Below are 25,689 nucleotides of genomic sequence, written 5' to 3' on the forward strand. Positions count from 1 at the left end.
TTCTTAGTTTCACAACTAATGTAAGTGCTCAGGGTAGAATGCAAATGGGAACACCTGAACAAAGACCAACACGTTAGCTTTTTCAACTTGAATCATTAAAACTTGCCCAGGATCAAAAAGTAAAATTTGCTTCAGTATTACTGTGGTCAGCAATTCAGATTGATAGTATTGCAAAAACTCTTAATGGTGATTTTAGTGCAATGTGTTCATAACTAAGATTCATAAATTAAAAAGCGGCTTCTGGCCGCTTTTCTTATTTTTGCTGAAATTTAAATACGATGATTAAAAAATTTCCTCCTATTATATTGGCTTCTAAGTCGCCACGCAGACAAGAATTGCTACAACTGATGGGAATTGATTTCACTGTTGTACTAAAGGATGTTGATGAAAGCTATCCTTCCAATTTATCACCTTCAGAGATAGCTGTTTATATTTCAGAAAAAAAAGTCAGTGCATTTGATCAAGTGATAAATGATGAGATTGTAATCACAGCCGATACCATTGTTTCGCTTGACGGAAAAATTTTGGGTAAACCTGAAAATGAAGATCATGCTTTTGAAATTCTTTCAGATTTATCGGGAAAGAGGCATGAAGTTATTACTGCAGTAAGTTTGCTTAAAAATCATCAGATTAAAAGTTTTTTTGAAGTATCTGAAGTATTCTTTAAACCCATTAATTCTGAGCAGATTCGATATTATATTTCAAATTATCACCCTATGGATAAGGCAGGTGCTTATGGAATTCAAGAATGGATCGGACTTGTTGCTGTTGATAAGATTATTGGTTCTCACAGTAATATTATGGGACTGCCAACTCAACGTTTATATCAAGAATTATGCAAGCTTGTTGATTGATCTTATCAGGTTCAATAAATCATATCATTTCAAATAATATTCCTTCTTTCATAGAATAAGTTGAAAGTTTTAGAGTCTTGAACTCATGTAGATTAAGTACATAACTAGTTAATAGAGTTGCCACAACAATCATATCCACTCTTACGGCTGGAATACCAGCAGTGACGGCACGTTCTTCATGATTACTTCTAATGATGAATTTTGATATTTTTTCGAATTTGTCAAGATCAATATTGAATTCCGGTTTTTCGAACCCGCTTTTGAAGTCTGGGTTGAGCATACTTGCAAATGTTTCAAATGCACCTGCCGAACCTATTAGTTGTTTGGGTTTGTAATTATCCAATTGCGTTTTCAGATCAATAAGTACTACATTCAGATAGGAATGAAGTTCGCTTATATTCGATTCTGAAATGGGGTCTGATTTGTGGAATTGATCCATAAGCCTAGCCGCACCTATGTCAAAGCTTTTTTTCCAGAATATTTGATCTTGATCGCAAATGATAAATTCAACACTTCCACCGCCAATGTCGATGATCAAACTGCTTTGATTTTTCATATTGATTGCCGCGCGAACTCCAGAAAAGATCAATTCTGCCTCTCTGTTTCCATCAATTATCTCGATCTTTATTCCGGTTTCTTTGACTATTTTTTCGGTAAAAATTTTGCTATTGGATGCAGATCGTAAAGCAGAAGTTGCAAAAGCTTTAATCTGAAATACTCCATGATGATCAATTGAAGTCTTAAACTGCCTGATGGCAGAAACTCCACGATCAAACGCCAAATCAGTGATCATACCATCTCTCATACCACCTTCGCCAAGTTTCACTGCAATACTTTCCTGAAAAATAACCTTCGGCCTATTTTCATTGATTTCAGCAATCAGCAAATGAAAGGTATTGGTACCCAGATCGATGATGGCAATGGAGCTCATTGGTGTGTTTAAGTTATAGGTTATAAGTTATAAGTAATAAGTTATAGGTTATAAGTAATAAGTTATAGGTTATAAGTTATAGGTGGATTTTGCTTTCAGCTTTTAACTTTCAGCTTTCAGCTTTTTGCTTTTTGCTTTCCCCTTTCAGCTTTCCCCTTTCAGCTTTGAGCTTTTAACTTTCAGCTTTTAACTTTCAGCTTTCAGCTTTCCGCTTTCAGCTTTTAACTTTCAGCTTTCAGCTTTTCGCTTTCAGCTTTTAACTTTCAGCTTTGAGCTTTCCCCTTTCAGCTTTCCCCTTTCAGCTTTTTGCTTTCCCCTCTCAGCTTCCCCCCTCAAATCCTACTCCTTATACATAAACCATTTACCCAACTCCTTAAAACTCACCTTCTTTCCATACATCAGAATACCTACCCGGTAAATACGAGATGCTACCCATGTAGTAAATATAAATCCGCCAATCAATAAAAAAATGGATAGTGCGAGCTCCCAATTTGGTACTCCGAATGGAAGTCTAACCATCATGGCAATAGGTGAAGTAAAAGGAATGATACTAAGCCAGAATGATAAACTGCTATCTGGATTGTTTACTATAAAACTAAATGACATGATATAGGTAAATAGTAGGGGCAAAGTAATGGGCAGCATAAATTGCTGTGTTTCTGTATCACTTTCAACCGCCGACCCAACTGCTGCAAAAAGAGCTGAATAAAGCATGTAACCGCCAAAGAAAAATACAATGAAAACAGGTAGTATATAAGTCCATTGAACAGTTTGAACTGCCTTAACAATATCCATACCCGGCCCATTAGTTGAAACGGCCTCCACCTGCTTATTCATAGGCATTTCGGATGTTACCTGCTCAACTTTGTCTTTAAATAGTATGGTGGTGGCAACAGTCATTAAGCTCGCTGAAAGTACAATCCACAACATGAATTGAGTTAAGCCAACACAGCCAATCCCAATAATCTTACCCATCATTAGCTGGAATGGTTTTACAGATGAAATTATTACCTCCACAATTCTACTAGTCTTTTCTTCAATAATGCCGCGCATTACTTGTATGCCATAAATAAATAGTGACATATAGATCAATATTGCAGCAGCAAAGCCTACTGCCATAGCAGCACCTGAACTACTGTCTTTCTCACCTTCAATGGTTAGTTCTTTAGAAACAACAGATAAACTAGGCTTAATTTTATCAAGGGTTTCTGAATCAATTCCGGCATCTTTCAATAGTTTGATACGCATTTGGTCGTTTAATTGCCTTTCAATAGAGCTGATAACAGATAAACCGGCTTTTTTCTGTGCAAACATCTCAATACTTCCTTCGTTACTGATATCTTTTGGGATATAAAGCACGAATGCATCTTCGTTATTTATCACCTTCTTTTTTGCTTCAGTTAAGCTTAATTCGGAGATCTCAAAATTTACAGACTTATTATTATCAAATGCCTTTTCAAATATTCCGCTTTCATCTATTACCTCTACGGTTGGAATGTTGTCTCCGCCATTCATTGATAAGGCAAATATCAGAGCATACATTCCAATGATAAGCATCGGAACAAGGAAGGTCATGATCAGGAACGACTTCTTTTTAACTCTGCTGAAATATTCTCTTTTTATGATGAGTAATGTTTTGTTCATGATGTTGAGTTAATTTTTTACGTTCTGAATAAAGATGTCGTTCATGCTAGGGATGATCTCTGAAAGTTCAGTGATTTGCACTTGAGGAATTAAAAAATTAAGCAGATCATTTACCGAATAATTTGGATTGATTTGAATAGTTTGATGCGTAGTGCCATCTTCAATTTTTTCATTATGGATGCTGCAGATTTGATTTGCTGGAGTAGTGATACTTCCGCTAAATGCAATGCGGTAGCTATTATTTCGATATAAATTCCGGATATCTTTAACTTTTCCATCCAGTATTTTTTTTGATTTATGTATCAATGCAATACTGTCACATAGCTGTTCAACAGACTCCATTCTGTGTGTAGAAAAGATGATGGTAGCCCCCTTTCTATTCAATTCAAGTATTTCATTGGTAATAAGCTGAGCATTTACCGGATCAAATCCAGAGAAGGGCTCATCTAGGATGATAAGCTCAGGATCATGAACAACAGTGGCAATGAATTGCACTTTTTGCTGCATTCCTTTACTCAGATCTTCCACTTTCTTATTCCACCAGCTCTGAATTTCCATTTTTTCAAACCAAAATTTAATTCTGGCTGTAGCATCTGATTTTGAAAGTCCTTTTAGCTGTGCCAAATAAAGCATTTGCTCACCTATTTCCATTTTTTTATACAATCCACGCTCTTCTGGCAGATAGCCAATAGTGGATATATGTGATGGATTTAGTTTCTCGCCATTTAGAAATATTTCACCATGATCGGGTGCAGTGATTTGATTGATGATACGAATAAGTGAGGTTTTGCCAGCGCCATTCGGACCTAAGAGCCCGAATATAGACCCTTTTTCTACCTCAATAGAAACATTATCTAAAGCACGATGATTAGCATATTGCTTAACTATATTCCGAATACTCAGCATTTTTTTTTTGATAGATTTTTAATTGATTTTTAGATAGTAGTTTTGATGATTTGTTACATTTTTTTGTTTAAAAATACGTCAATCAAACCAATAAGGTCAGTCATTTTAATTTTGTTGATCAGAATGGACCACATTACGAGTTTTGAGTAATGCTTGCTTAAACTTGTCAGGGTTTTTCATTCTAATTTTGTTCCTATTATGTTTCGAATCGATTTTGCTTTTGTAGTAATTGCCTATTTTTTTTTTTCGAGTTTCAACTCAGCAGCGTCATATTCTAAACAGGAATTTATATCTTTAAAATAACTATTATACTATGAAGCTGTTCTATTCAAAAAAACTCATAATTATAGCTTCGCTACTTATTATTGTAGCGCTGTTATATAAATTAGCAATTCCTGCTCCTGAGGTCGATTATAATACTCAGGTAAAACCTATTATCAATAAAAAGTGTATTTCATGCCATGGTGGAGTGAAACAGGAGGCAGGATTCAGCATGTTGTTTCAGGAAGAAGCACTCGGGAAAACTGAATCTGGAAAGCCTGCAATACTTCCAGGAAATCCAGATGAAAGCGAACTTATCAAACGAATAACACATGCTGATCCAAATGAAAGAATGCCTTATAAGCATGAAGCACTTTCAAAGGACGAAATAAATATTTTACGTCAATGGATTAAGGAAGGGGCTAAATGGGGCGAGCACTGGGCTTATATCCCCGTTAAAAAACAGGATGTTCCTGATTATAATAATAAGTGGATTAAAAATGATGTAGACCAGTTTGTTTATCAAAAATTGGAGGAAGAAAAGTTAAAGCCTTCAAATGAAGCTGATAAAGCAACTTTGCTCCGTAGACTTAGCCTAGATCTTATAGGCATGCCTGCTTCCGAACAAATTGCTTCAAAATATCTCAAAGACAATTCTGACAAAGCCTATGAAAATCTTGTTAATGATCTTTTGGCATCGTCACGCTATGGCGAAAGGTGGACCAGCCTGTGGCTAGATCTTGCCCGTTTTGCGGATACAAGGGGCTATGAAGCAGATCGAGCCCGAAATATTTGGAAATACCGCGATTGGCTTATCAATGCCTTTAATACAGATAAACCATATAACGATTTTTTAATTGAACAGCTTGCAGGTGATTTGATGCCAGACCCTGATGATGCTAAATATATTGCTACTGCTTTTCATCGTAATACCATGACCAACGATGAAGGAGGTACAGATAATGAAGAATTCAGGACTGCTGCTGTAATGGATAGGGTGAATACCACCTGGACCGCAGTAATGGGTACTAGTTTTAACTGTGTTCAATGCCATAGTCACCCTTATGATCCTTTTAAAAGCGATGAATATTATAAATTCCTTGCTTTTTTCAACAATAGTCGTGATGAAGATACTCAGTCTGAATATCCGGTGCTGCGCCAATATAATACTGCAGATAGTATAAAGTTCACCCAATTGATCGGATGGTTAAAAAATAATGTTTCGGAGGGGGCAGCAAAAAAATATCAGGTCTTTCTCAAAACATGGCAGCCAACAATAAATTCTCTGCAATGTGATCAATTTGTAAATGGAGCTCTGATCAGTAGTTGGTATGCTGGCTTACGTAATAAAGGTACCTGTCGGCTAAAAAATGTGGTTTTGGAGAATAAAAACCAGCTCATGTTTCGATATAACAGTAAAATTGAAGCTGGAAAATGGTTTATTTATCTGGATAGCTTAAATGGACAATTGCTAAAAACAATTCCATTGTCTAATACGAATGGCGAATGGAAGGTAGTAAGTACTGCCTTTCCTAATGTAAAGGGTAAACATAATCTGTATTTTAAATATTATAGCCCCGCTCTAAAAACCGCTGATGAAACTGGTGTTCAGTTTGAATGGTTTCAATTTGACCAGACTTTTCCTGGAAAAGGCAAGCCAGGATATGACATTGCCTACAAGGACTTTAATTATTTGATGCAGGCCAAAGTAGATGCTACTCCAATCATGTTTGAAAATAATAAGGAACAATATAGAGCCACCCATGTTTTTGTAAGAGGAAACTGGATGGTTAAAGGCAAGGCAGTTCAAGCTGATGTGCCAGATATAATGAATCCACTGCCACCCAATGTGCCTAGAAATAGGTTGGGAATGGCCTTATGGTTAACAGATAAGAAAAATCCTTTAGTTGCCCGAACAATGGTGAACCGTTTATGGGAACAGCTTTTTGGATATGGATTAGCTGAAACACTAGAAGACCTTGGAACACAGGGAATTTCACCAACTCATAAAGAATTGCTCGACCATCTTTCATGGAAATTCATGAATGAATATAACTGGAGTATCAAGCGATTATTGAAAGATATCGTTTCATCTGCCACATACAGACAAGATTCTAAAGTGAATGAGGAGCTGATTAAAAAAGATCCGAACAATAAATTTTATGCAAGAGGATCGAGAATAAGGTTATCAGCTGAGCAGTTGAGAGATCAAGGGCTTGAGGTTAGTAACTTGCTGAGTGAAAAAATGTATGGTAAAAGTGTCATGCCTTTTCAGCCGGCAGGAATTTGGCGTTCTCCATACAATGGCGATGTTTGGAAGATGAGTGAAAAGGAGGATCAGTTTAGAAGAGCACTTTACACTTATTTAAAAAGAACAGCACCTTATCCATCCATGATGACATTTGATGGCGGTGCTAGAGAAGTCTGTATCCCACGTAGAATAAGAACCAATACACCTTTACAGGCCTTAACTTCATTAAATGATTCTACATCTCATGTTATTGCAAGAAACCTGGCTTTCCGTATGCAGAAAATAGGAGGTAATGAAGCGGGTAAGCAGATTCAGAAAGGCTATGAAATGATGATGTATAAACCTATTTCACCGATTAGGCAAAAAGCACTTGTTGATTTGTATACTACAGCATTGAATAAATTTAAAAAGGATAAGAGGGCTAGGCAAGCAATTGTTGGTCTGAAAGAACTAGAAAAAGGCAGCAATGCCGAAACAGCAGCAATGGTAATAGTTGCAGGAGCTATGTTGAACATGGACGAGTGGCTAAATAAAAATTAGATTTAAACGTTTTCCTTTTTTCAGGCTAAAAAGCAGGATTAAAGAATGATGTAGCTATTGATATAATGTTATTTTTAGATGACGCGCAAAAATTTCGATAATGAAGAATGAAATACGTATTCAACGATTGTTAAAGGAGGCAGAACATACTGCACTGCAGCAACATACAAGACGACACTTCCTCAAGGAAAGCGCCATGGGATTTGGTGCCTTGGCATTGGGCTCATTGCTGGGTAGCTGCGGAACCCAATCGTCAGATGCTTCTGGCAGTTTGTTTGATGCTTCCAACCCATTGGCACCGCGCTCGCCAATGTTTCCTGGTAAAGCAAAATCTGTCATTTATTTACACATGGCAGGCGCACCTTCGCAGCTTGAGCTATTTAGTTTTAAGCCTGAGCTTGCCAAGCTAGATGGTCAGGATTGCCCGCAATCATTGCTGGAGGGCAAAAAATTTGCATTCATTCGTGGTGTTCCTAAAATGCTTGGCCCCCAAGCAAAATTTAAGCAATATGGTCAGAGCGGCTTATGGTTATCTGATAACTTACCGCATCTTTCTACAGTAGCAGATGATATAGCGATGCTTAATGCAGTTACAACTGATCAGTTTAATCATGCACCAGCTCAGTTATTAATGCAAACGGGTTCAGCAAGATTAGGTAGGCCAAGCATCGGATCATGGGTTACTTATGGTATGGGATCTGAAAATAAAAATTTGCCGGGTTTTGTTGTTTTAACTTCAGGTGGTAATAACCCTGATGCTGGAAAAAGTGTTTGGGGAAGTGGATTTTTACCTAGTGTGTATCAGGGTGTGCAGTGTAGGGGAGAAGGCGATCCGGTTTTATTCATTAAGGATCCTGATGGGATGGATAGAGATTTGCGTAAAGCTTCAATCGATGCCATCAATAAAATAAATCATGACCAGTACGAAGAATATCAGGATCCTGAAATACTTTCACGTATTGCGCAATATGAAATGGCCTATAAGATGCAAATATCAGTGCCTGAGGTTATGAATATCAATGATGAGCCAGCCTATATTCATGAGATGTACGGAACAGAACCAGGTAAAACCAGTTTCGCAAACAACGTATTGCTAGCAAGAAAACTCGTTGAAAAGGGAGTACGTTATATTCAGCTTTTTGATTGGGGTTGGGACACTCATGGAAATTCTGCTAGTGGCTCAGTGGATATTGGTTTGGTCAATAAATGCCGTAGCGTAGATAAGCCGATAACGGCATTAATTCTGGATTTGAAACAAAGAGGATTATTAGATGAAACGCTAATTGTATGGGGTGCCGAATTTGGCAGAACACCCATGCAGGAAAACCGCGAAGGTAAAGATATGCCTTATAAAGGCAGAGATCACCATGCTGGGGCCTTCAATATGTGGATGGCAGGTGGTGGAATTAAAGGTGGTACTTCTTATGGTGAAACTGATGAGATTGGTTATGACATCGTTAGCGGAAAAACAGAAGCATTTGATATTCAGGCCACTATATTAAATCAATTGGGCTTTGATCATGAAAAATTAACCTATGAATCACAGGGTCGTCCATTCCGATTAACCGATGTAGGAGGAAAAGTGATAACCGATATAATTTCTTAAAAATTCAGCTCAGCCCGATACAATTGTATGAAACAAGATAGACGAGAATTCATAAAAAACTCTGCGGCCGGCTCAGCTGCTTTATTATTATCATCAATGGAATCATTTGCTAATCAGCCTTTACCCATTCCCGAAACCAATAAAAATTATGCATTAAAGATCCTAGCTACCAGCTGGGGTTTCCAAGGAACGATGGATGAATTTTGTGCCAAAGTGAAAAAGGAAGGTTATGATGGTATAGAGTTGTGGTGGCCAACAAATAATAAAAAGGCTCAGGATGATATATTTGCCGCATTGAAAAAATATGATCTTGAAATTGGGTTCTTATGTGGCGGATCTCAGTCAAATCCACAGGAACATCTTGCATTTTTCAAGAATATGATTGATGCGGCAGCCAAGCAAAACATCCAGAGGCCACTGTATATTAACAACCATTCAGGGAGGGATCATTTTAGTTTTGATGATAACAAAAAGTTCATAGAGCATACTCAGGCACTTGCAAAAGAAACTGGAATCCTGATCTGTCATGAAACTCATCGAGGCAGAATGCTATTTGCGGCTCATATTACAAGAAAGTTTATTGAGAGCTTCCCTGAATTGCGGTTAACTTTAGATATATCTCATTGGTGTAATGTTCATGAAAGCTTATTGGCTGATCAACAAGAAACGGTTGAAATGGCATTGAGCAGAACTGATCATATTCATGCAAGAATTGGACACCCGGAAGGGCCGCAGGTAAATGACCCGCGCGCGCCAGAATGGGAGCCTGTAGTTAAGCAGCATTTTGAATGGTGGGATAAGATTGTAGAAAGAAAGAAGAAAAATGGCGAGCTAGTAACCATACTAACTGAATTTGGACCTCCTGATTATATGCCCACCTTGCCGTATACCAAACAGCCTTTAGGCAATCAATGGGAAATAAATGTGCACATGATGCAGGTGCTCAGAAAAAGATATTCCTAATTCTTTATTTCAATTAAATGATTATTAGCGCTGTTATTTTAGAGAATATTATTGAATTTATTGGAAGGTTTCATCCTGTTTTGGTGCACTTACCTATTGGTGTGCTATTGCTGGCTGCACTTTTTCAATGGCTATCCCGAAAGGAGAAGTATCAATCTTTATCGTCTGCAGTGAGTATTGCCTTATTCTGGGGAATGATCAGTGCAATATTATCTTGCATCAGTGGATATCTGTTGTCAAATTCAGGAGATTATGATGCAGATCTTATTTCAAATCACCAGTGGTTTGGAATTGCAGTGGCCAGTATTTCGATTCTTGCCTATGGGTTAAACAGAAGGAATAAAGATAATATTTGGGTCAGCGGTTTAATGGTATTGCTGATCATTATTACTGGGCACTTAGGCGGATCAATCACCCATGGTTCAGATTATCTAGTTCAAGCGTTTTCAACTGAGGGCAATGACGCGATTACGGCAAAAAGAGCACCAATACCTGATATTAATCAAGCTCTTGCCTATAATGATGTCATCAGGCCAATATTGACAGCTAAGTGTTATAAATGCCATGGTCCGGATAAGCAAAAAGGCAAATTGAGATTGGATATGCCTGATCTTATCCTAAAAGGCGGAAAAGGCGGGCTCGTTCTTGTTGGTGGTAAGGTTGATGATAGTGAACTGATTAAAAGGATCCTTTTGGCAAAAGATAACGAAGATCATATGCCTCCAATAGAGCAACCACAACTAACAAAATCAGAGCTGGAGCTGTTGCATTGGTGGGTAAGTAGTGGAGCAGATTTTAATAAGAAGGTGAATGCACTTGTTCAAACAGATAAGATCAAACCTGTATTATTAGCATTGCAATCTGAAGAGGTAAAAGAAGAACTTAAGATTTCAGATGTGCCTGCAGAATCTGTTGATATTGCAGATCAGGGTTCATTCAAAAAAATACAGGAAAGAGGTATTGCTTTAACGGCAGTTGCTCAAAACAGTAATTATTTAGCTGCAAATTTTGTGGCAGTTGAAACTTTAACTGAAAAAGATTTACAACTATTGAATCCAATAGCAAAACAATTAATCTGGCTTAAATTAGGAGATTCACAACTGAATGATAAGATGCTTGCACGTATTTCAGATTTATCATCACTTACCCGCCTTTCGCTAGAGCGCACCGCAATAAGTGATTTTGGAATTGTTCAATTAAAAAATCTGGATAAACTTCAATATCTTAATTTGATTGGAACAAAGGTAAGTGTAAAGGGCTTAGAGCAGTTAAAAGGCTTAAATGAGCTCAAACAAATTTTCCTATTCCAAACGTTAGTTCAGCCTTCAGAAGTAGATCAGCTTAAAAAGTTATTTCCTAAAGCTAAGATTGATTTAGGTGGATATAAATTACAATTCCTAGAGGGTGATACCACCGAATTAAAAGATCCGAAACTGAAATAAGAATACAATTTTGTTTTTAATTATTTAATGTGAATTAAACATGAATAACATTTTAAATTCTGAGTTTTACGTCAATATTTAAGATTTTCTAGGCTTCTTCAAATTATGGAAAAAAATTTCAAAGATCAATCAAGGCGATTATTTATCAGGCAGATATCATTGGCTTCGGCCTTGCTTCTTAGTGGAAAGATTACAGAGGTATCTGCAGAGGAAGTGTACGGTTTAAAGTCAAAGGTAAAACTTAGGTTTGTTGTTGCTTCCGATTTTCATTATGGGCAGCCCGACACCGCTTTTGATGAAATGACTAGTAAAGTTATTAGCCAGATCAATTTGTTTAATAAAACCAATAAATTGAATTTTTGTGTAATCAACGGCGATATCATTCATAATGAAAAGTCTTTTTTGCCATTGGTCAAAAAGAAAATAGATCAGCTTGATGTACCTTATTTTGTAACCAGGGGCAATCATGACATGGTTAGTAGTGAATTCTGGAATGAAGTTTGGAAAATGCCTTTGAATCATAGTTTTGAAACAAAGGATGCAGCATTTATTTTGGCCGATACTTCTAATGAACAGGGAACTTATGTTTCTCCTGATTTGGTTTGGTTAGAGTCAAAGCTAGAGCAGTATAAAAATAAAAAGAATGTGTTTCTGATACTCCATATCCCACAGGCAAAATGGACTAAGCATGCTATTGATACGCCTGATTTTTTCACATTAATTAAAAAGTATCCAAATATCCGGGCAGGTTTACATGGTCATGAGCATGATCAGGATGGTGTGAAAATGGTTGATAATATACCTTTCCTGTTTGATTCACATGTAGGAGGTAATTGGGGTACTCCTTACAAAGGTTTTAGAGTTCTTGAGTTGCTGAGCGATGGCACCTTGCTCACATACATGATGAATCCTACCGAAAAATTAGCTGAGTTAAGCTTTTAATATAGATACATCTGATGAGTAATTCATCAGATGTATCTATATTCTATAAAGTAAGTTTCATTCCTGCAAAGAAATTTCGCGGAGCAGCAGCATTGAAAAATCTGCCACCAAAGGCATTCAGATCATTTCCCAAACTATAGGTTTGATCTAAGAGGTTATCTATTCCTGCAAAAACATCAAGTACAGGTTTGCCTGGTTTACTGGTTCTCCATCCAGCTTTAAAATGAACCAGGTCAAATGATTTTGAAAAAACACTATTTGCATCATTCAATGCAATTTTTGAAGTGTAATTATGCTGTGCGAAGAGGTAAAAATTCTGTTGGAACCGGAAGTCTAATCCGCTGATCACTACTGCCCTCGGTGTACCTGTAAGACGGTTTCCTGAATAATCAATGGCTCCGTTAACATAATTCTGAAAGAAATACTTACTTAAAGTATAGCTATTTTGTAATTGAAGCCCGCTAAGTAATCCTTTTGAACCCGGTTCAATAAGCCAGTAACTTGCCTGAGTTTCAATACCATTTTGACGAGTACCACCAGCATTTAAATAATATTCAGTATCATTTGAATTAACCCTACGAACGATGGCATTCTCAAGTTTGTATTGGAAAATAGAGGCATCTAGCCATAACCTGTCATTGTTGTTACGTAATCTTAATCCAGCTTCATAGTTCCAGCCTGTTTCTGATTCGATATTAGGGTTGATTATATTATCAGATGCTCTCACCTCGGCAATTGTTGGAGGAGAGTATCCTCTACTAACCGAAGACCTAAGTGCAAGATTGTTAGAAAGTTTATAAGACAATGCCAAACGAGGCATTAACTCTGGATCGAATTTACGCTCAAAACGGGTGGCATACGTACGAATATTTTTAGAGAATTTGTACTTATAATAATTTAAGCTTGCCGCAACTTCAGCACTTAGTCTTTCACCGATATTGGTTGAAAATCGGGTGAAATAAAAGAATTGATTTGAAATAATATCATCTTGGGCCTGAAGGCTTCCCTGAACACCTCTATTATTGTTGTAATTGGCTATATCAGCTCCGGTACTTTGTAATTCGAGACCTGCATTCCATTTCCAATTGACTGATTTATCTTGATTGCCTGATAATTCTAGATAAGTTCGTACTCCGGCAGTATTCTCTTTACGGATTTCATAATTAGTAATGAACGGATTCAGGTAATCTGTTGTTGAACCGTAAAGTGCAATAACATGTCTCAGGTTATTGACAATCTTAGCTTCATTGACAATTCCGGCATATAGGGTATTGTTTTGAATCCGAGCCTTTTGAGCTACAGGGCCAGCAACAAATGCTGTTGAGGGTCTCGCTGCTCTGGGGTTAGCGGTATATTGAGCCAGGGTTAATCCACCGGGGGTTTTATATTCCAGATCTGAGTAGAAGGCCAGAACACGCAGTTGATTCTCTTTTGAATAGTTCATTCGATACATCACTTGTGCAAAGTTGCGGCTCATAGCACTGTGTTCTCTATAGCCATCCGACCGTTGATAAGAATGATTAATATTCAGGAATTGATTTTTAAATTTTTTCTGGACAGCAATTCTTTCTTGGAATAAACCATAAGAACCGCTACTAATTCCTGCTGATGCCCATGAACTGTTGGCTCGATTGTCAACAGGGTTTAACAACACTACACCACCAGAGTTTGCGCCGAATAAACTGCCATCAGGCCCTTTTAATACTTCAATATTATGAATGCTGTTTACATCAATAAGGTTCAGATAGGTATTGCCTCCTGCATCTGTTAAAGGGAATTCATCGAGGTAAACTTTTACATTTCTAACTCCGAAAGGTGATCGTAATGAACTGCCTCGAATAGATAAGCGGTAACTGCCAGGTGATCTTTCTTCCATTCGAATTCCTGGTACGGAGTTCAAAGCTGGAAGCATGGAAATGCCAGGCTGGTCTCTCAATTGCTTATTGCTGATTAGGCTAACTGATGAAGGAACCCGAAGAATTGGTTGTTCAGATAAATAAGCACGTATCACTATTTCTCCCACTTTTTGTACAGAATCAACCTTGCTTTGGGCAAAACTGAAATTAACAAGCATCGAAAATAGTAAGGCGATTGTGATTCTGCCAGGTGTTAAGTATCTATCTAAATTCATTTCTTTAATTTAAAGCCAAGCCATTGAAAGGCAAGGCAAATTTATTAAAACTTAGGAGTATAAATCAGGGATTAAATCTTATGGATGTAAAATTTTTTAATGAATTGCTGGTCGAATTAAATTAGAAAATAAAAGGCCACCCTAAATAGGATGGCCTTTTATTTTTTGCCTTTATTCGAAATATTCTTTCATCTTATCGAAGAAGCTTTTTTCATTTTTGCCAGGTTGTGGCTTGAAATTCGGAGATTCTTTTAAGCTATCTAAAATTTCTCTTTCCTCCTTTGAAAGTACTTTTGGAGTCCAAATATTTATGTAGATCAATTGATCTCCGCGGTGATATGAATTTACCTCTGGAACCCCTTTTCCTTTCAGGCGTAGAATTTTACCACCCTGAGTTCCAGGGTCAATTTTTATTTTTGCTTTCCCATCAATTGTTGGAACTTCAATGCTCGAACCAATAGCTGCATCAATAAAGCTAATATGAAGATCATAAATGATATTATTTCCTTCACGCTTTAATGAGTCATGCTGAATTTCTTCAATTAGTATGATCAGATCACCTGGAATACCACCTCGAGGTGCAGCATTCCCTTTTCCGCTCATCGATAATTGCATTCCTTCGCTTACTCCGGCAGGAATGTTGATACTGATTGTTTCTTCGCCACGAGATAAACCATCTCCATGGCAGGTTGTACATTTTGAAGTGATCTGAGTTCCTTCACCATTACAAGTAGGGCAGGTGCTGGTTGTTTGCATCTGTCCTAGTATAGTATTTGTAACCCTTCTTACTGCTCCACTGCCATTACAGGTTTGGCAGGTATTGAATGATGATTTATCTTTTGCGCCACTTCCATCGCAAGTGTCACATATAACCTGTTTGTTTACTTTGATTTTTTTCTCAACACCCTTAGCAATTTCTTCCAAGCTAAGTTTAACCTTGATGCGAAGATTACTTCCACGTGCTGCACGACGTCCACCTCGGGTTTGCTGTTGGCCTCCAAAGAAACTGTCAAATGGGCTGCCACCACCACCTCCACCACCGAAGATATCTCCAAACTGGCTGAATATGTCTTCCATATTCATGTTGCCACCATATCCGCCGCCACCATTAGGGCTTGAAGCTCCTCCGGCATGACCAAACTGGTCATATCTTCTTTTCTTTTCAGCATTACTTAAAACCTCATAGGCTTCAGCTGCTTCCTTGAAATTTTCTTCAGACTGTTTATCACCTGGATTTTTATCCGGATGATATTTAATTGCCATCTTTCGATACGCTTTTTTTATCTCATCTGCAGTTGAGCTGCGTGTTACTCCAAGTATGTCGTAATAATCTCGTTTTGCCATTTTTCTAAATAAACATTATGCACCATTTTAAAAGCCCTGCATAAAGGCTGGCATAATATCTATGCTCCTATAATAACTTTTGCAAAGCGTATTACTTTGTCATTCAGGTAATACCCTTTCTCTAATTCATCTACTACTTTTCCCTTAAGATCATCTGATGGTGCAGGAATATTGGTGATACCCTCATGAACATCAGCATCAAATTCAGCTCCAATTGAAGTCATTTCTTTAAGACCTTTATTGTTTAGTACGTTTTTTAATTTGTGATGAACAAGTTTCACACCCTCTTTTACCGCCTCAATATCTGTTGCTTTTTCGATTGATTTCTGAGCTCTTTCAAAATCATCAAGTACGGTTAAAAGATCAACAATCACATCTTTTCCTGCAATTTGAAGTAATTCTAGGCGTTCCTTGCTAGTACGACGTTTGAAATTATCGAACTCTGCATATAATCGTAAATATTTGTTCTGCCATTCTGAAGCCTCAGCTTTTAATTTTTCCTCATCTGAAATTTGCTCATCATCTGGCTGGGTTGAATTTTCATCAATTTCTGGCACATCATTATTTACTGATTCATTTTGTTCCAGAATGTCTTTTTGCTCAGCATTTTCAGTTGTTTGATTCTCTTCCATTTTAGTCTTCTTCTTTTTATTCAATAATTCTGAAAATTTCATATTAATTCATGGCAATTTTTTTGCCAAAAAATAAATCAGTCAAGCTGTCAGCATTTCTACTGTAATCTACTTATAACTGACATTAACTGCCTGTATAATTGATGAAGATTGTTAGATCTTAGCGTCCTGGTGAATTATCCCACCTTCGCATTTAATAATTCTTGATGGAAATGTTCTGATGATATGATAATCGTGAGATGCCATTAATACAGCAGTACCTGATTGACTGATTTGTTTTAACAAGGTTACAATGTCTTCAGATGTATCTGGATCCAGGTTGCCTGTTGGTTCATCGGCCAAAATTAATTCAGGGTCATTCAGCAAGGCTCTGGCAATTACAACTCGTTGTTGCTCACCACCTGATAATTCATGTGGCATTTTTTTAGTTTTTGAGCGTAAACCAACTTTTTCAAGTACATCTAATATTCGTACAGAAATCAGATTTTTATCTTTCCATCCGGTAGCTTTTAATACAAACTCTAGATTTTGCTCAATGGTTCGGTCTGTCAGTAATTGAAAATCCTGAAATACAATACCCAGTTTGCGGCGTAAAAAAGGGATATCTTTATCAGTGATTTTTTTCAAATCAAATCCTGCAACTTGTCCTTGACCGTTTGCAATATGAAGCTCACCATAAATTACCTTCAACAGGCTACTTTTACCTGATCCTGTTTGTCCAATCAGGAAAACAAATTCGCCGGGACTGATCTGAAGGTTGACATTATTTAGAACTAAATGTTTCTGCTGGTAGATGTCTACACCATCTAATTTTATAACTGAGTTGCCTATCATAATTCAAGTTTTAAAATTTGCCCGAAAGGCAGGTCTTTAATTTTATCCATAATGTATTCTGCCTGATCAGCTAAACCTGCTTTGTCTAATGCTTTTTCAGGCCTATCTAATCGAAAATACGCTAACAAGGTGAATTTTTCATCACGCAGTTGAACATAATCTGGGATCTTTGCTACCCCTCTAACTTTTATCACATACATTGATTGCAAAGTTAATTATTTATTAGTAGTTAGTTAGTAATTAGTAGTTAGTATTGAGTATTGCGTATAGCGTATTGAGATAGATTCTGCTTCATTTCATACCTCCTACTTCATGCCTCAGATAACAGATAACTGACAACTGATAACTATTTTTTAAGTATTGCGTATAGCGTATTGAGATAGATTCTGCTTCATTTCATACCTCCTACTTCATACCTCATACCTCAGACAACTGATAACAGACAACCCTCACAACCCCCTCAAAAAAGCCATCGTATCTATCTCGTCGGCATAATCCCACAATCCAGGACGCTGGCTTTGCCCGAAAGGAAGGATGTTCATGCTCAGTTCTGAACTTGAAATAATACATTGTATACCTTCTTTATTGGCCGATAATTCTTTTTCTGCTTCCTGAATGCTTTCATATTCCTCGTAGTAAACCACTGCTAATGGCGAAGCCATCCGTTTATCCTCTTTCAAAAGTAAGAATCCATTGTCAAGATGTTTATCCATGTTTACCAGAAATATGGATTTATTATAGTCGTAATTATTATTGTATTTATGATGGTCAGCAATCACTTTAAATTCTTCGATAGATTCAAAGAAAGCATTGAAATTGTATCCTTTGGGCACATAGATCTTAGAAACATTACGGCAACCTAAACCAAAATAATCGAAAATATCATGGCCCAAACACTTGAGTTCTTCCCTATTTTCATTTCCATTTAACACAGCAATACTGTTACGGTTCTTGCGGATGATATGAGGTACTTTGCTAAAATAGTATTCAAAATATCTGGAAGTATTGTTACTGCCAGTGGCAATCACCGCATCAAAATCTTTTAGCCTTTCTATAAACTCAAATTGTTCCTTAAAGCCAGGTTCTATTTCTATAAGCTTGTGCAGGATGTATGGTATTAATTGCTTGTCTTGAGAAGATAGCTTAATCAATGCTTTATTTCCAGAAGCTAGAACGCATAGAATATCATGGAATCCTACCAATGGGATATTGCCTGCCAGAATGAGACCAATAGTATTCATTTTTATTGGTTCATCTGAATTGGTATTGATCCATTTCTCCAAATCTGACTCATTAAGCATTCCTGCAATTGCATGTATCGCCATGGCAGTGCTTTGTGGGGTGAACCATGCATTATATTGTTTTGCAGAGCCAATAAGTGAACTTAATTGCTCATCTGGGTTTTGCAGAATATGGCCTAATTGTAAAAAAGCCATGATTCGTTGTTTGCTTGTCAAAATCTTACTCATCCAAAAATTTTACTTCAAATAATGTTATATTTGTCCGAAAGTTTAAAAATGAGGTTTTTACTCATTTTAATGCAAAATTAACTTAACAAATAGACTTTTAGATAAAATGGCAATTAAAATCACCGATGAGTGTATTAACTGCGGGGCTTGCGAGCCTGAATGCCCAAATAATGCAATTTATGATGCCGGTGCTGCATGGAGATTTTCGGAAGGCACTAATCTCAAAGGACTAATAGATTTTGGGGATGGCACAAATCTGAATGCTGATGAAGCTCAGTCCGCAATTTCTGATGAGGTATATTACATAGTTTCTGATAAGTGCACTGAATGTGTTGGATTTCATGATGAACCACAATGTGCAGCTGTTTGCCCTGTAGACTGCTGTGTAGATGATGAAGATGTACGTGAAACCCGTGAAGAGTTATTGGCTAAGAAAGCCTGGCTTCACGTTGAATAGTAAAACTTAAAGTATTCGATTTTAAGGTGGCAGAAAGTTTTTGCTGCCTTTTTTGTTTTTGGATTCTTTTGTAAAATTAGACTGAAAGTGTTTATTTTCTTGAGAAATTTTCAAGTCCTTATTTTCAATTATAAGTCATTAATTTTCATTAATATTGCAAAATAATGTCAAAATTGAAAGAATTATTTCGTTTTTCAGTTTCTCTAATCTTTCTGCTTGCTGTTCTTTTACAAACATTCAGTAAAGATTTTGTAGTACTTGATTATTATATAAATACCGATTCATATGCTAAAAATTGTGTGAACAAAGAAAAGCCAAAACTTCAATGTAAGGGTAAGTGTCAAATGATGAAGAAGGCTAAAGAAGAGGAGAAAAAAGAACAAGACAAACCTTCCGGGCGAGAAAGAAACAAAAGAGACATATTTCTTTCCTCGAAATCTTTTTTTCCATCGCTCCCAAGTGTTTATTCCTTAAAAACAAGTCAAATTTACTCACAAAAGCTCAATGTAATTCTCAATGATTGCATTTATGGTATTTTCCATCCTCCAAGGGCTTAATACTTCTTTCCGAATAACTAATAACCTTTAAATTTTAATTTAATAAGGTTCTATTATGCTTGCATTTTTTCAATCAGGTGATTGATTTTTTGCTCGTACACGATATTTTTTTCTATTCAAAAATTCTTAAATATTCAAAAATGAAACGAATTATATTTTCATTAATATTCTCATTTGCCGTAAATATTGCCTTTTCTCAGGTAATAAAGGGCAAATTATTTGATGCACTTACTAAAGAGCCTATAGTTGGTGCAAGTATTAAATTGGCAAATCCCAATAAGACATTTTTTACAAATAATGAAGGAGGTTTTACTTTGCCCAATACGGGAAGGGATGTTACTGCTTTCATAACTGCCTTAGGGTATATTTCAGTAGAGTTTAACTTGAGTAACACACAAGGAAATCTAATTGCTTTGGAATCTAGTTCAGATTATTTGCAGGAAGTTGTGGTTACCGCAAACAGAGATGCTTCATTAAGGACTCAGGCACCAATTGCGATTAATCGTATTAGTCCTAAAACTATGGATGAAACAAAAGCTACAAGTGTTTATGAAGTGATTAACAAGGTACCTGGTGTTATGATGGTTAATTATAATAATGAACAACATGCAATGTCTATAAGACAGCCTATGGCAACATCAAATTACTACCTGTATATGGAAGATGGAATACCAATCAGGCCAATGGGGGTTTTCAATCATAATGCTTTACTTGAATTAAATCAGTTTACTGTCAGTTCTATTGAAGTTGTAAAAGGGCCTGTTTCTAGCATCTATGGACCCGAGGCAGTTGGTGGTGCTATTAATTTTATATCGCAAAGGCCAACATCTGTTCCTACAGGAAAAGTTGGAATACAATTTGACCAGTTCGGTTACAAACGAATCCAATTAGGTTCGGGAGTCAAATTCGGCAAATTTGGTTTTTATATTGGTGGTCTGTTTAGTGATCAAACTAATAGTTGGATGGCTAGCTCTGATTATAAAAAAAGCAGTTTCAATAGCAGATTGGAGTATCATTTTAATGATAAGACCCGTTTGATCGGAACTATTTCCTATGCCGATTATAACTCTGAAACTGCAGGAAGTGTCGACAGTATTTCCTTCTTCAGTAGATCATATCAAAGCACTTCGGATTTTACATATCGTAAATCCAATGCAAACCGCAATCGAATTACACTTGAACACGATTGGAATAAATCATCTAAAAGTTATGTAACCATATTTAACAGGTTTAATAAGCATGGTCAAAACCCTTCTTATGGGATTCGCTGGACAAGTGGCCAAAGTACAGCAAGAGGGGAGGTCAATTCTAACGATTTTAGTAGCTATGGAGTAATTGCTCAACATACTCAAACGTTCAAATTCCTGAAATCTAAACTGCTTACTGGAGGAATGTTTGATTATTCACCTAATACTTATTGGAGTCATCAGGTTGATTTGAATGCTCAATTACGGCTAGGTGGTAAGTCTGTAGAGAAATTTACAATTTTAAAAGAGCGTCCGGATATTAAACTTGCTGATTATGATGCAATAATTAGAAATAGTGCGATTTATACGCAATACGATTTAGAGCTTATTGAGGACTTGCGATTATCATTGGGTTTAAGATACGATCTTATGTCGTTTACTTATGACAATTATTTGGATAATTCAACAGGTAGCAAAAGGTATCAGAAAATTACACCAAAACTGGGATTAACCTATGATCTGGGACATGATATTGGAATCTATGCAAACATATCGCAGGGTTTTGCTCCTCCCGGACTCACAGCTGTATTTAGAAAGAAGCCAAATACTAATCCAGCGGAGTTCTATTACAACCTGAGTCCAGCAACATTTAACAATTATGAACTAGGTTCATGGGCATCTTTGTTTCAGAATAGGCTCTACTTAGAAGCCAGTTTGTACAGAATGGATGGAAAAAATGAACTTCTGAACATCCGTCAGGCTGATAACTCATTCGACTATCAGAGTGCAGGAAAAACCTTGCATCAGGGAATAGAATATTCACTATCCTTTAAACCTTCTGATGAGTTTAGCTTTAGATTTGGAGGTACCAGTGCCTTGCACCGTTTTGAAGATTTTCTTGTAAGTATTAAATCATCTGATGCACTTAAAAAGCTCGATGGTTTTGAGATGCCCATCTCACCAAGAACAACATTCAATACTGAATTTTCGTATTATCCAAAATGGATCAAAAACTTCAGAACTTCTCTGGAATTACAGCACGCAGACGAATGGTACCAGAACCAGGTTAATACTATCAAGTATGAGGGTTACAATGTATTGAACATGCGGTTCGGCTATAAAGTAAAAGGAATAGAAATTTTTTCAAACTTGATGAATATTAATAATGCCTTATACGCTACAAATGCAAGCAGAGGAAATAATCTAACTGACAGAAGTACTTTTACGCCATCTGCTCCCCGGACTATTGTTATGGGTCTACAATATAACATTACAGGAAGAAAATGATGCTTTGAATGCGTATTTCGTTGTAAAGGACGTAATACGCATTTTTTTTACACTCAATTTATTTAAAGAAAATGATCAGAAGAAAAATATATCAATGGCATAGAACATTAAGTTTAATTATAGCCATTCCAGTGATATTATGGGCTTTGAGTGGGTTCTTGCATCCCATTATGACAACTATAAGGCCTGAAGTTGCCAAACAAACCTATAATGCTCCTGCAATTGATAGCAGCCAATTGAAAGTATCACTCTCCGATGCACTCAGAATAAATAATTATCCAGAGATTAACTCTTTCAGGATAATTCAGATTAAGGGGAATCATTTTTATCAGATTAAACTGCCCGGAGAAGCAGTTCTGCAATATATAAGTACAATAGATGGCAAATTGCTTCAGAATGGAGATGATTTATATGCCAGATACCTAGCCAGGTATTTTTTATTGGGTGATTCAGAATTTAAAAATTCAAAGAAATTTGCTTCTTCATTAGACAGTAAGGAAGAATCGGAACATGATTGCTGTGTTATTGCTACAAATGATGTAATGAGCAGTGATAATGGACTGATGATTAAAAAAGTTGTTTTTCAAAAGGAATTTGATACTGAGTATAAGTCAATAAACAGATTATTGCCGGTATATAAAGTAGATTTTGAGCGAGAGGATAATATCAGAATTTATGTGGAAACAGCCCATGATCGGCTGGGTCTGGCTTTCGATAACACCAGATCAGTTTTTGATAAGTTGTTCCAGATTTTTCATAATATGAGCTGGCTGAATAGTTTAGGCAATACCAGGTTGGTAGTAGAAATCTCCATAATGAGCTTGGCTTTTATTACCACAATTATGGGAATTTTTATTTTTTTTACTTCCAAGTCGAAAATTGTCAGTGATAAACCAATCACAAGGATGAGAAGAAACCATCGATACATATCCATTTTTGCATCCTTGTTTACATTGCTATTTACTTTTAGCGGTGCTTTTCATGCATTCCAGAAGTTTAAACCAGATACAAGAAATGATTTTTTTCTTGAATATAAATTTTCAGCTTCAGAATTAGATATAAACTGGGCTAAACTTCAGCAGGCTATTCAAAATGATTTTTTAATAGTAAATATTTCAGCTATTAGGATAAATGATCAAACTTACTTGCAAGTTTACCAAAGGAATGCAGTTGACTCCTCGGGTTCTAAAAAAAGTGGGGGTATTGGATTAGATATTCAGAATGCAATTTACCTTAATGCAGATGATTATTCTATTTTACGGAACGGGGAGGAAGTGTATGCTCGCTACCTCGCTTCAGTATTCAAAGACAACAGTAATGCTAAGCCTATTGAGGTAAAGCAAATCACGAAGTTTGCCGGAGAATATGGTTTTGTAAACAAAAGACTCCCCGTTTGGAAGATTGCTTATGATTCCAATTACAATGAAAGATTCTATGTAGAAACCAGCTCAAATAAACTTTCAGTGAGAATTGATGATCGAGAGGTTTTTGAAGGCCTAAGTTTCTCTTTTTTACATAAACATCATTTTATGGACTTCGCTGGCAAAAGTTGGCGTGATTTCAGTACAATGTTTTGGGCTGCAATGCAAGTTGCAATGATTGTTGTAGGGTTGATTTTATGGAAAAAAGCAATCAAGGCAAAAAAAAGCCCTTCTCGTAATTCTTAATATTGAAATCTAAAAATTCTTAATATTATTCTATTGTTAAGCACGTTAATCAAGGTTTTTTGAATAAAAGTGATTAAAATATTAAAATAGTGCAAGGAAAGTAGCTTGAATATTCAGGTTGCTTTTCTTATTTTTTTTCCGGATTAGGGATAATCAGAACAGGGCATTTAGCTTTTCGTGCTACACTTTCAGATACACTTCCTGAAATGAAATGATCAAATCCTGTCCTGCCATGTGTTCCTAATATGATCATATCTGCTTTACAGTCATCAGCAACAAACAGAATCTCATCTTGAGCTCTTCCTATTTTGGTGACTGTTGACATTTCAACTACATCTCCATACTGGTCTTTGATTTTTTTTAACAGTAATTTACTTGCTTCTTCCTGAATGTGCATCAGCTCCGGAATCATTGCCGGCGACTCATTTAGTAGTGGATCTGCAGAATAGGGTGAACTGATTGGAATTTCATCTACATGTACCAGAGTTATTTTAGAACCCAGATTTTTTGCTAGTAATACGCCATAATTTACTGCTTGTTCTGAATAGGAGCTGTCATCAACCGCTATTAGAATTCTGTGAATATTTTCAGGACTTATCATGTGATTGGATGGAGATTAAATGGTATGAATAATAGCATTCTAGCTAATTTAATGTAAAATTGGTTTATTTGCAAGATGAATCCAACTTTTGGTGTTTGTAATTTATCATTGGTGCCCTTAAGGACTGAACCCTCCGACAAAAGTGAGATGTGTTCACAATTGCTATTTGGAGATCATTTTACAATAATTGAGATTACTGAAAAATGGTCTAGAATACTTACAGCTTTTGATGAGTATGAGGGTTGGATCGACAATAAACAATATACCCTGGTTAGTCAAATCGTATTTGATGGACTAAACAATATCAATTCGATTCTTACTCTTGAGGTTTTTCACAAAGCAACAAAATCCAATACTAGTTCAATTTTAAATCTGTTGGCAGGTTCAAGCATTCCGCATACAGTGGATGGCTTATTCTATCTGGCCGAAAATAGCTATAAATTGGAGGGATATTCAATTGATCCCAATACGGTTGAATTTGATTTAGGTATCAGTAAGGCTGCCATGTTCTATTTAGATGCTCCTTATCTTTGGGGAGGCCGTTCCGTATTTGGTATTGATTGCTCAGGTTTTACCCAGATGGTTTTTAAGCAATTTGGGATCAGGCTTAAACGTGATGCGTGGCAACAAGCAGAACAGGGTGAGCTTTTGGGTTTTTTACAGGAATCGAGGGCAGGCGATCTGGCATTTTTTGATAATGAAGATGGTAGGATTACCCATGTTGGTATCATGCTAAATAATCAGCAAATCATTCATGCTTCTGGAAAAGTGAGGATAGATTCAATTGATGCACAGGGTATTTATAATACTGAGTTGAACCGTTATACACATAAACTCAGGATCTTAAAGCGATTTAATTAAGGGAGTATTTAGTAGTTAGTATTGAGATTAGAGTATTTGGAAATTATTTTTTAATAATAAAATTGCGAATTACGGATTAGGAATTACTAACTAACCAACTAATCATCTAACCACTAACCACTAACCAACTAACCACTAACCAACTGATAACTGATAACTGACAACAGATAACAGACAACAGATAACTGACAACAGATAACAGATAACTGACAACAGGCAACTGATAACAGATAACTTATTCCTCAAATTCCACCTTCCAAATCTTCAACAATTTATCATCACTCACTGACATCAGCTGATTATTAATTGGTTCCCATATTAT

General features: G+C 36.5%; 21 protein-coding genes. 11 read left to right on the plus strand and 10 right to left on the minus strand.

Features of this window, described 5'->3' with window-relative positions:
- Positions 1-278 precede the first annotated feature (278 nt).
- Positions 279-854, plus strand: coding sequence for a Maf family nucleotide pyrophosphatase (locus ACIQZ6_RS03555; protein ID WP_395808267.1), 576 nt, complete (start codon positions 279-281; stop codon positions 852-854).
- Positions 855-873: 19 nt separating this feature from the next.
- Here ACIQZ6_RS03555 and ACIQZ6_RS03560 read toward each other — a convergent pair whose 3' ends face one another.
- The 3 genes from ACIQZ6_RS03560 to ACIQZ6_RS03570 form a co-directional block, all read right to left on the minus strand.
- Positions 874-1,785, minus strand: coding sequence for an exopolyphosphatase (locus ACIQZ6_RS03560; RefSeq protein ID WP_395808269.1), 912 nt, complete (start codon positions 1,783-1,785; stop codon positions 874-876).
- A gap of 339 nt (positions 1,786-2,124) precedes the next feature.
- Positions 2,125-3,429, minus strand: coding sequence for an ABC transporter permease (locus ACIQZ6_RS03565; protein ID WP_395808271.1), 1,305 nt, complete (start codon positions 3,427-3,429; stop codon positions 2,125-2,127).
- A gap of 9 nt (positions 3,430-3,438) precedes the next feature.
- Entirely contained in the window at positions 3,439-4,335 is an 897-nt protein-coding gene (locus ACIQZ6_RS03570) for an ABC transporter ATP-binding protein (protein ID WP_395808273.1), read from the minus strand.
- Positions 4,336-4,648: 313 nt separating this feature from the next.
- On the opposite strand from ACIQZ6_RS03570, the gene ACIQZ6_RS03575 reads away from it, so the two are divergent.
- From ACIQZ6_RS03575 to ACIQZ6_RS03595, 5 genes are all read left to right on the plus strand, one after another.
- Entirely contained in the window at positions 4,649-7,387 is a 2,739-nt protein-coding gene (locus ACIQZ6_RS03575; protein WP_395808275.1) for a DUF1553 domain-containing protein, read from the plus strand.
- Positions 7,388-7,487: 100 nt separating this feature from the next.
- Positions 7,488-8,993 (plus strand): DUF1501 domain-containing protein, encoded by a 1,506-nt coding sequence (locus tag ACIQZ6_RS03580; RefSeq protein WP_395808277.1) that lies wholly within the window; start codon positions 7,488-7,490, stop codon positions 8,991-8,993.
- 27 nt (positions 8,994-9,020) lie between these two features.
- The gene (locus tag ACIQZ6_RS03585) at positions 9,021-9,956 is read left to right on the plus strand and encodes a sugar phosphate isomerase/epimerase family protein (RefSeq protein ID WP_395808279.1); all 936 of its coding nucleotides are present in this window, start codon (positions 9,021-9,023) and stop codon (positions 9,954-9,956) included.
- 17 nt (positions 9,957-9,973) lie between these two features.
- Complete coding sequence (locus ACIQZ6_RS03590) at positions 9,974-11,398, plus strand: c-type cytochrome domain-containing protein (RefSeq protein WP_395808281.1); 1,425 nt, start codon at positions 9,974-9,976, stop codon at positions 11,396-11,398.
- Positions 11,399-11,503: 105 nt separating this feature from the next.
- Positions 11,504-12,340 (plus strand): metallophosphoesterase family protein, encoded by an 837-nt coding sequence (locus ACIQZ6_RS03595; protein WP_395808283.1) that lies wholly within the window; start codon positions 11,504-11,506, stop codon positions 12,338-12,340.
- Positions 12,341-12,383: 43 nt separating this feature from the next.
- Here ACIQZ6_RS03595 and ACIQZ6_RS03600 read toward each other — a convergent pair whose 3' ends face one another.
- The 6 genes from ACIQZ6_RS03600 to ACIQZ6_RS03625 all read right to left on the minus strand — a co-directional run bounded on the left by ACIQZ6_RS03600 (position 12,384) and on the right by ACIQZ6_RS03625 (position 18,750).
- Entirely contained in the window at positions 12,384-14,471 is a 2,088-nt protein-coding gene (locus ACIQZ6_RS03600) for a TonB-dependent receptor (protein WP_395808285.1), read from the minus strand.
- 171 nt (positions 14,472-14,642) lie between these two features.
- Entirely contained in the window at positions 14,643-15,815 is a 1,173-nt protein-coding gene (gene dnaJ / locus ACIQZ6_RS03605) for a molecular chaperone DnaJ (protein WP_395808287.1), read from the minus strand.
- A gap of 59 nt (positions 15,816-15,874) precedes the next feature.
- A complete protein-coding gene (locus tag ACIQZ6_RS03610; protein ID WP_395808289.1) occupies positions 15,875-16,489 on the minus strand; it encodes a nucleotide exchange factor GrpE in 615 nt (204 codons plus the stop codon).
- A 111-nt stretch (positions 16,490-16,600) separates the two neighbouring features.
- Positions 16,601-17,281, minus strand: coding sequence for a cell division ATP-binding protein FtsE (locus ACIQZ6_RS03615; RefSeq protein ID WP_395808291.1), 681 nt, complete (start codon positions 17,279-17,281; stop codon positions 16,601-16,603).
- Complete coding sequence (locus ACIQZ6_RS03620; RefSeq protein WP_395808293.1) at positions 17,278-17,481, minus strand: fructose-6-phosphate aldolase; 204 nt, start codon at positions 17,479-17,481, stop codon at positions 17,278-17,280. The genes ACIQZ6_RS03615 and ACIQZ6_RS03620 overlap by 4 nt, the downstream gene beginning before the upstream one ends.
- A gap of 249 nt (positions 17,482-17,730) precedes the next feature.
- The gene (locus ACIQZ6_RS03625) at positions 17,731-18,750 is read right to left on the minus strand and encodes an acyl-CoA reductase (protein WP_395808295.1); all 1,020 of its coding nucleotides are present in this window, start codon (positions 18,748-18,750) and stop codon (positions 17,731-17,733) included.
- Between the two features lie 106 nt (positions 18,751-18,856).
- On the opposite strand from ACIQZ6_RS03625, the gene ACIQZ6_RS03630 reads away from it, so the two are divergent.
- The 4 genes from ACIQZ6_RS03630 to ACIQZ6_RS03645 all read left to right on the plus strand — a co-directional run bounded on the left by ACIQZ6_RS03630 (position 18,857) and on the right by ACIQZ6_RS03645 (position 23,905).
- Positions 18,857-19,207, plus strand: a complete 351-nt coding sequence (locus ACIQZ6_RS03630) for a 4Fe-4S dicluster domain-containing protein (protein ID WP_395808297.1) — start codon at positions 18,857-18,859, stop codon at positions 19,205-19,207.
- Positions 19,208-19,371: 164 nt separating this feature from the next.
- Positions 19,372-19,764: a hypothetical protein gene (locus ACIQZ6_RS03635; protein ID WP_395808299.1), complete on the plus strand. Its 393-nt coding sequence runs from the start codon at positions 19,372-19,374 to the stop codon at positions 19,762-19,764.
- Positions 19,765-19,904: 140 nt separating this feature from the next.
- Positions 19,905-22,238, plus strand: coding sequence for a TonB-dependent receptor (locus tag ACIQZ6_RS03640; RefSeq protein ID WP_395808300.1), 2,334 nt, complete (start codon positions 19,905-19,907; stop codon positions 22,236-22,238).
- Between the two features lie 71 nt (positions 22,239-22,309).
- Entirely contained in the window at positions 22,310-23,905 is a 1,596-nt protein-coding gene (locus tag ACIQZ6_RS03645) for a hypothetical protein (RefSeq protein ID WP_395808302.1), read from the plus strand.
- Positions 23,906-24,032: 127 nt separating this feature from the next.
- Here the strand turns inward: ACIQZ6_RS03645 and ACIQZ6_RS03650 are convergent, their stop codons facing one another.
- Positions 24,033-24,506: a universal stress protein gene (locus ACIQZ6_RS03650; RefSeq protein ID WP_395808304.1), complete on the minus strand. Its 474-nt coding sequence runs from the start codon at positions 24,504-24,506 to the stop codon at positions 24,033-24,035.
- Between the two features lie 75 nt (positions 24,507-24,581).
- Here ACIQZ6_RS03650 and ACIQZ6_RS03655 point away from each other — a divergent pair, with 75 nt between their 5' ends.
- Positions 24,582-25,367, plus strand: coding sequence for an NlpC/P60 family protein (locus tag ACIQZ6_RS03655; RefSeq protein ID WP_395808306.1), 786 nt, complete (start codon positions 24,582-24,584; stop codon positions 25,365-25,367).
- The last annotated feature ends 322 nt before the right edge of the window (positions 25,368-25,689 follow it).

Source organism: Daejeonella sp. (genome assembly GCF_044348475.1).
In the GTDB taxonomy this organism is placed as follows: Bacteria; Bacteroidota; Bacteroidia; order Sphingobacteriales; family Sphingobacteriaceae; genus Daejeonella.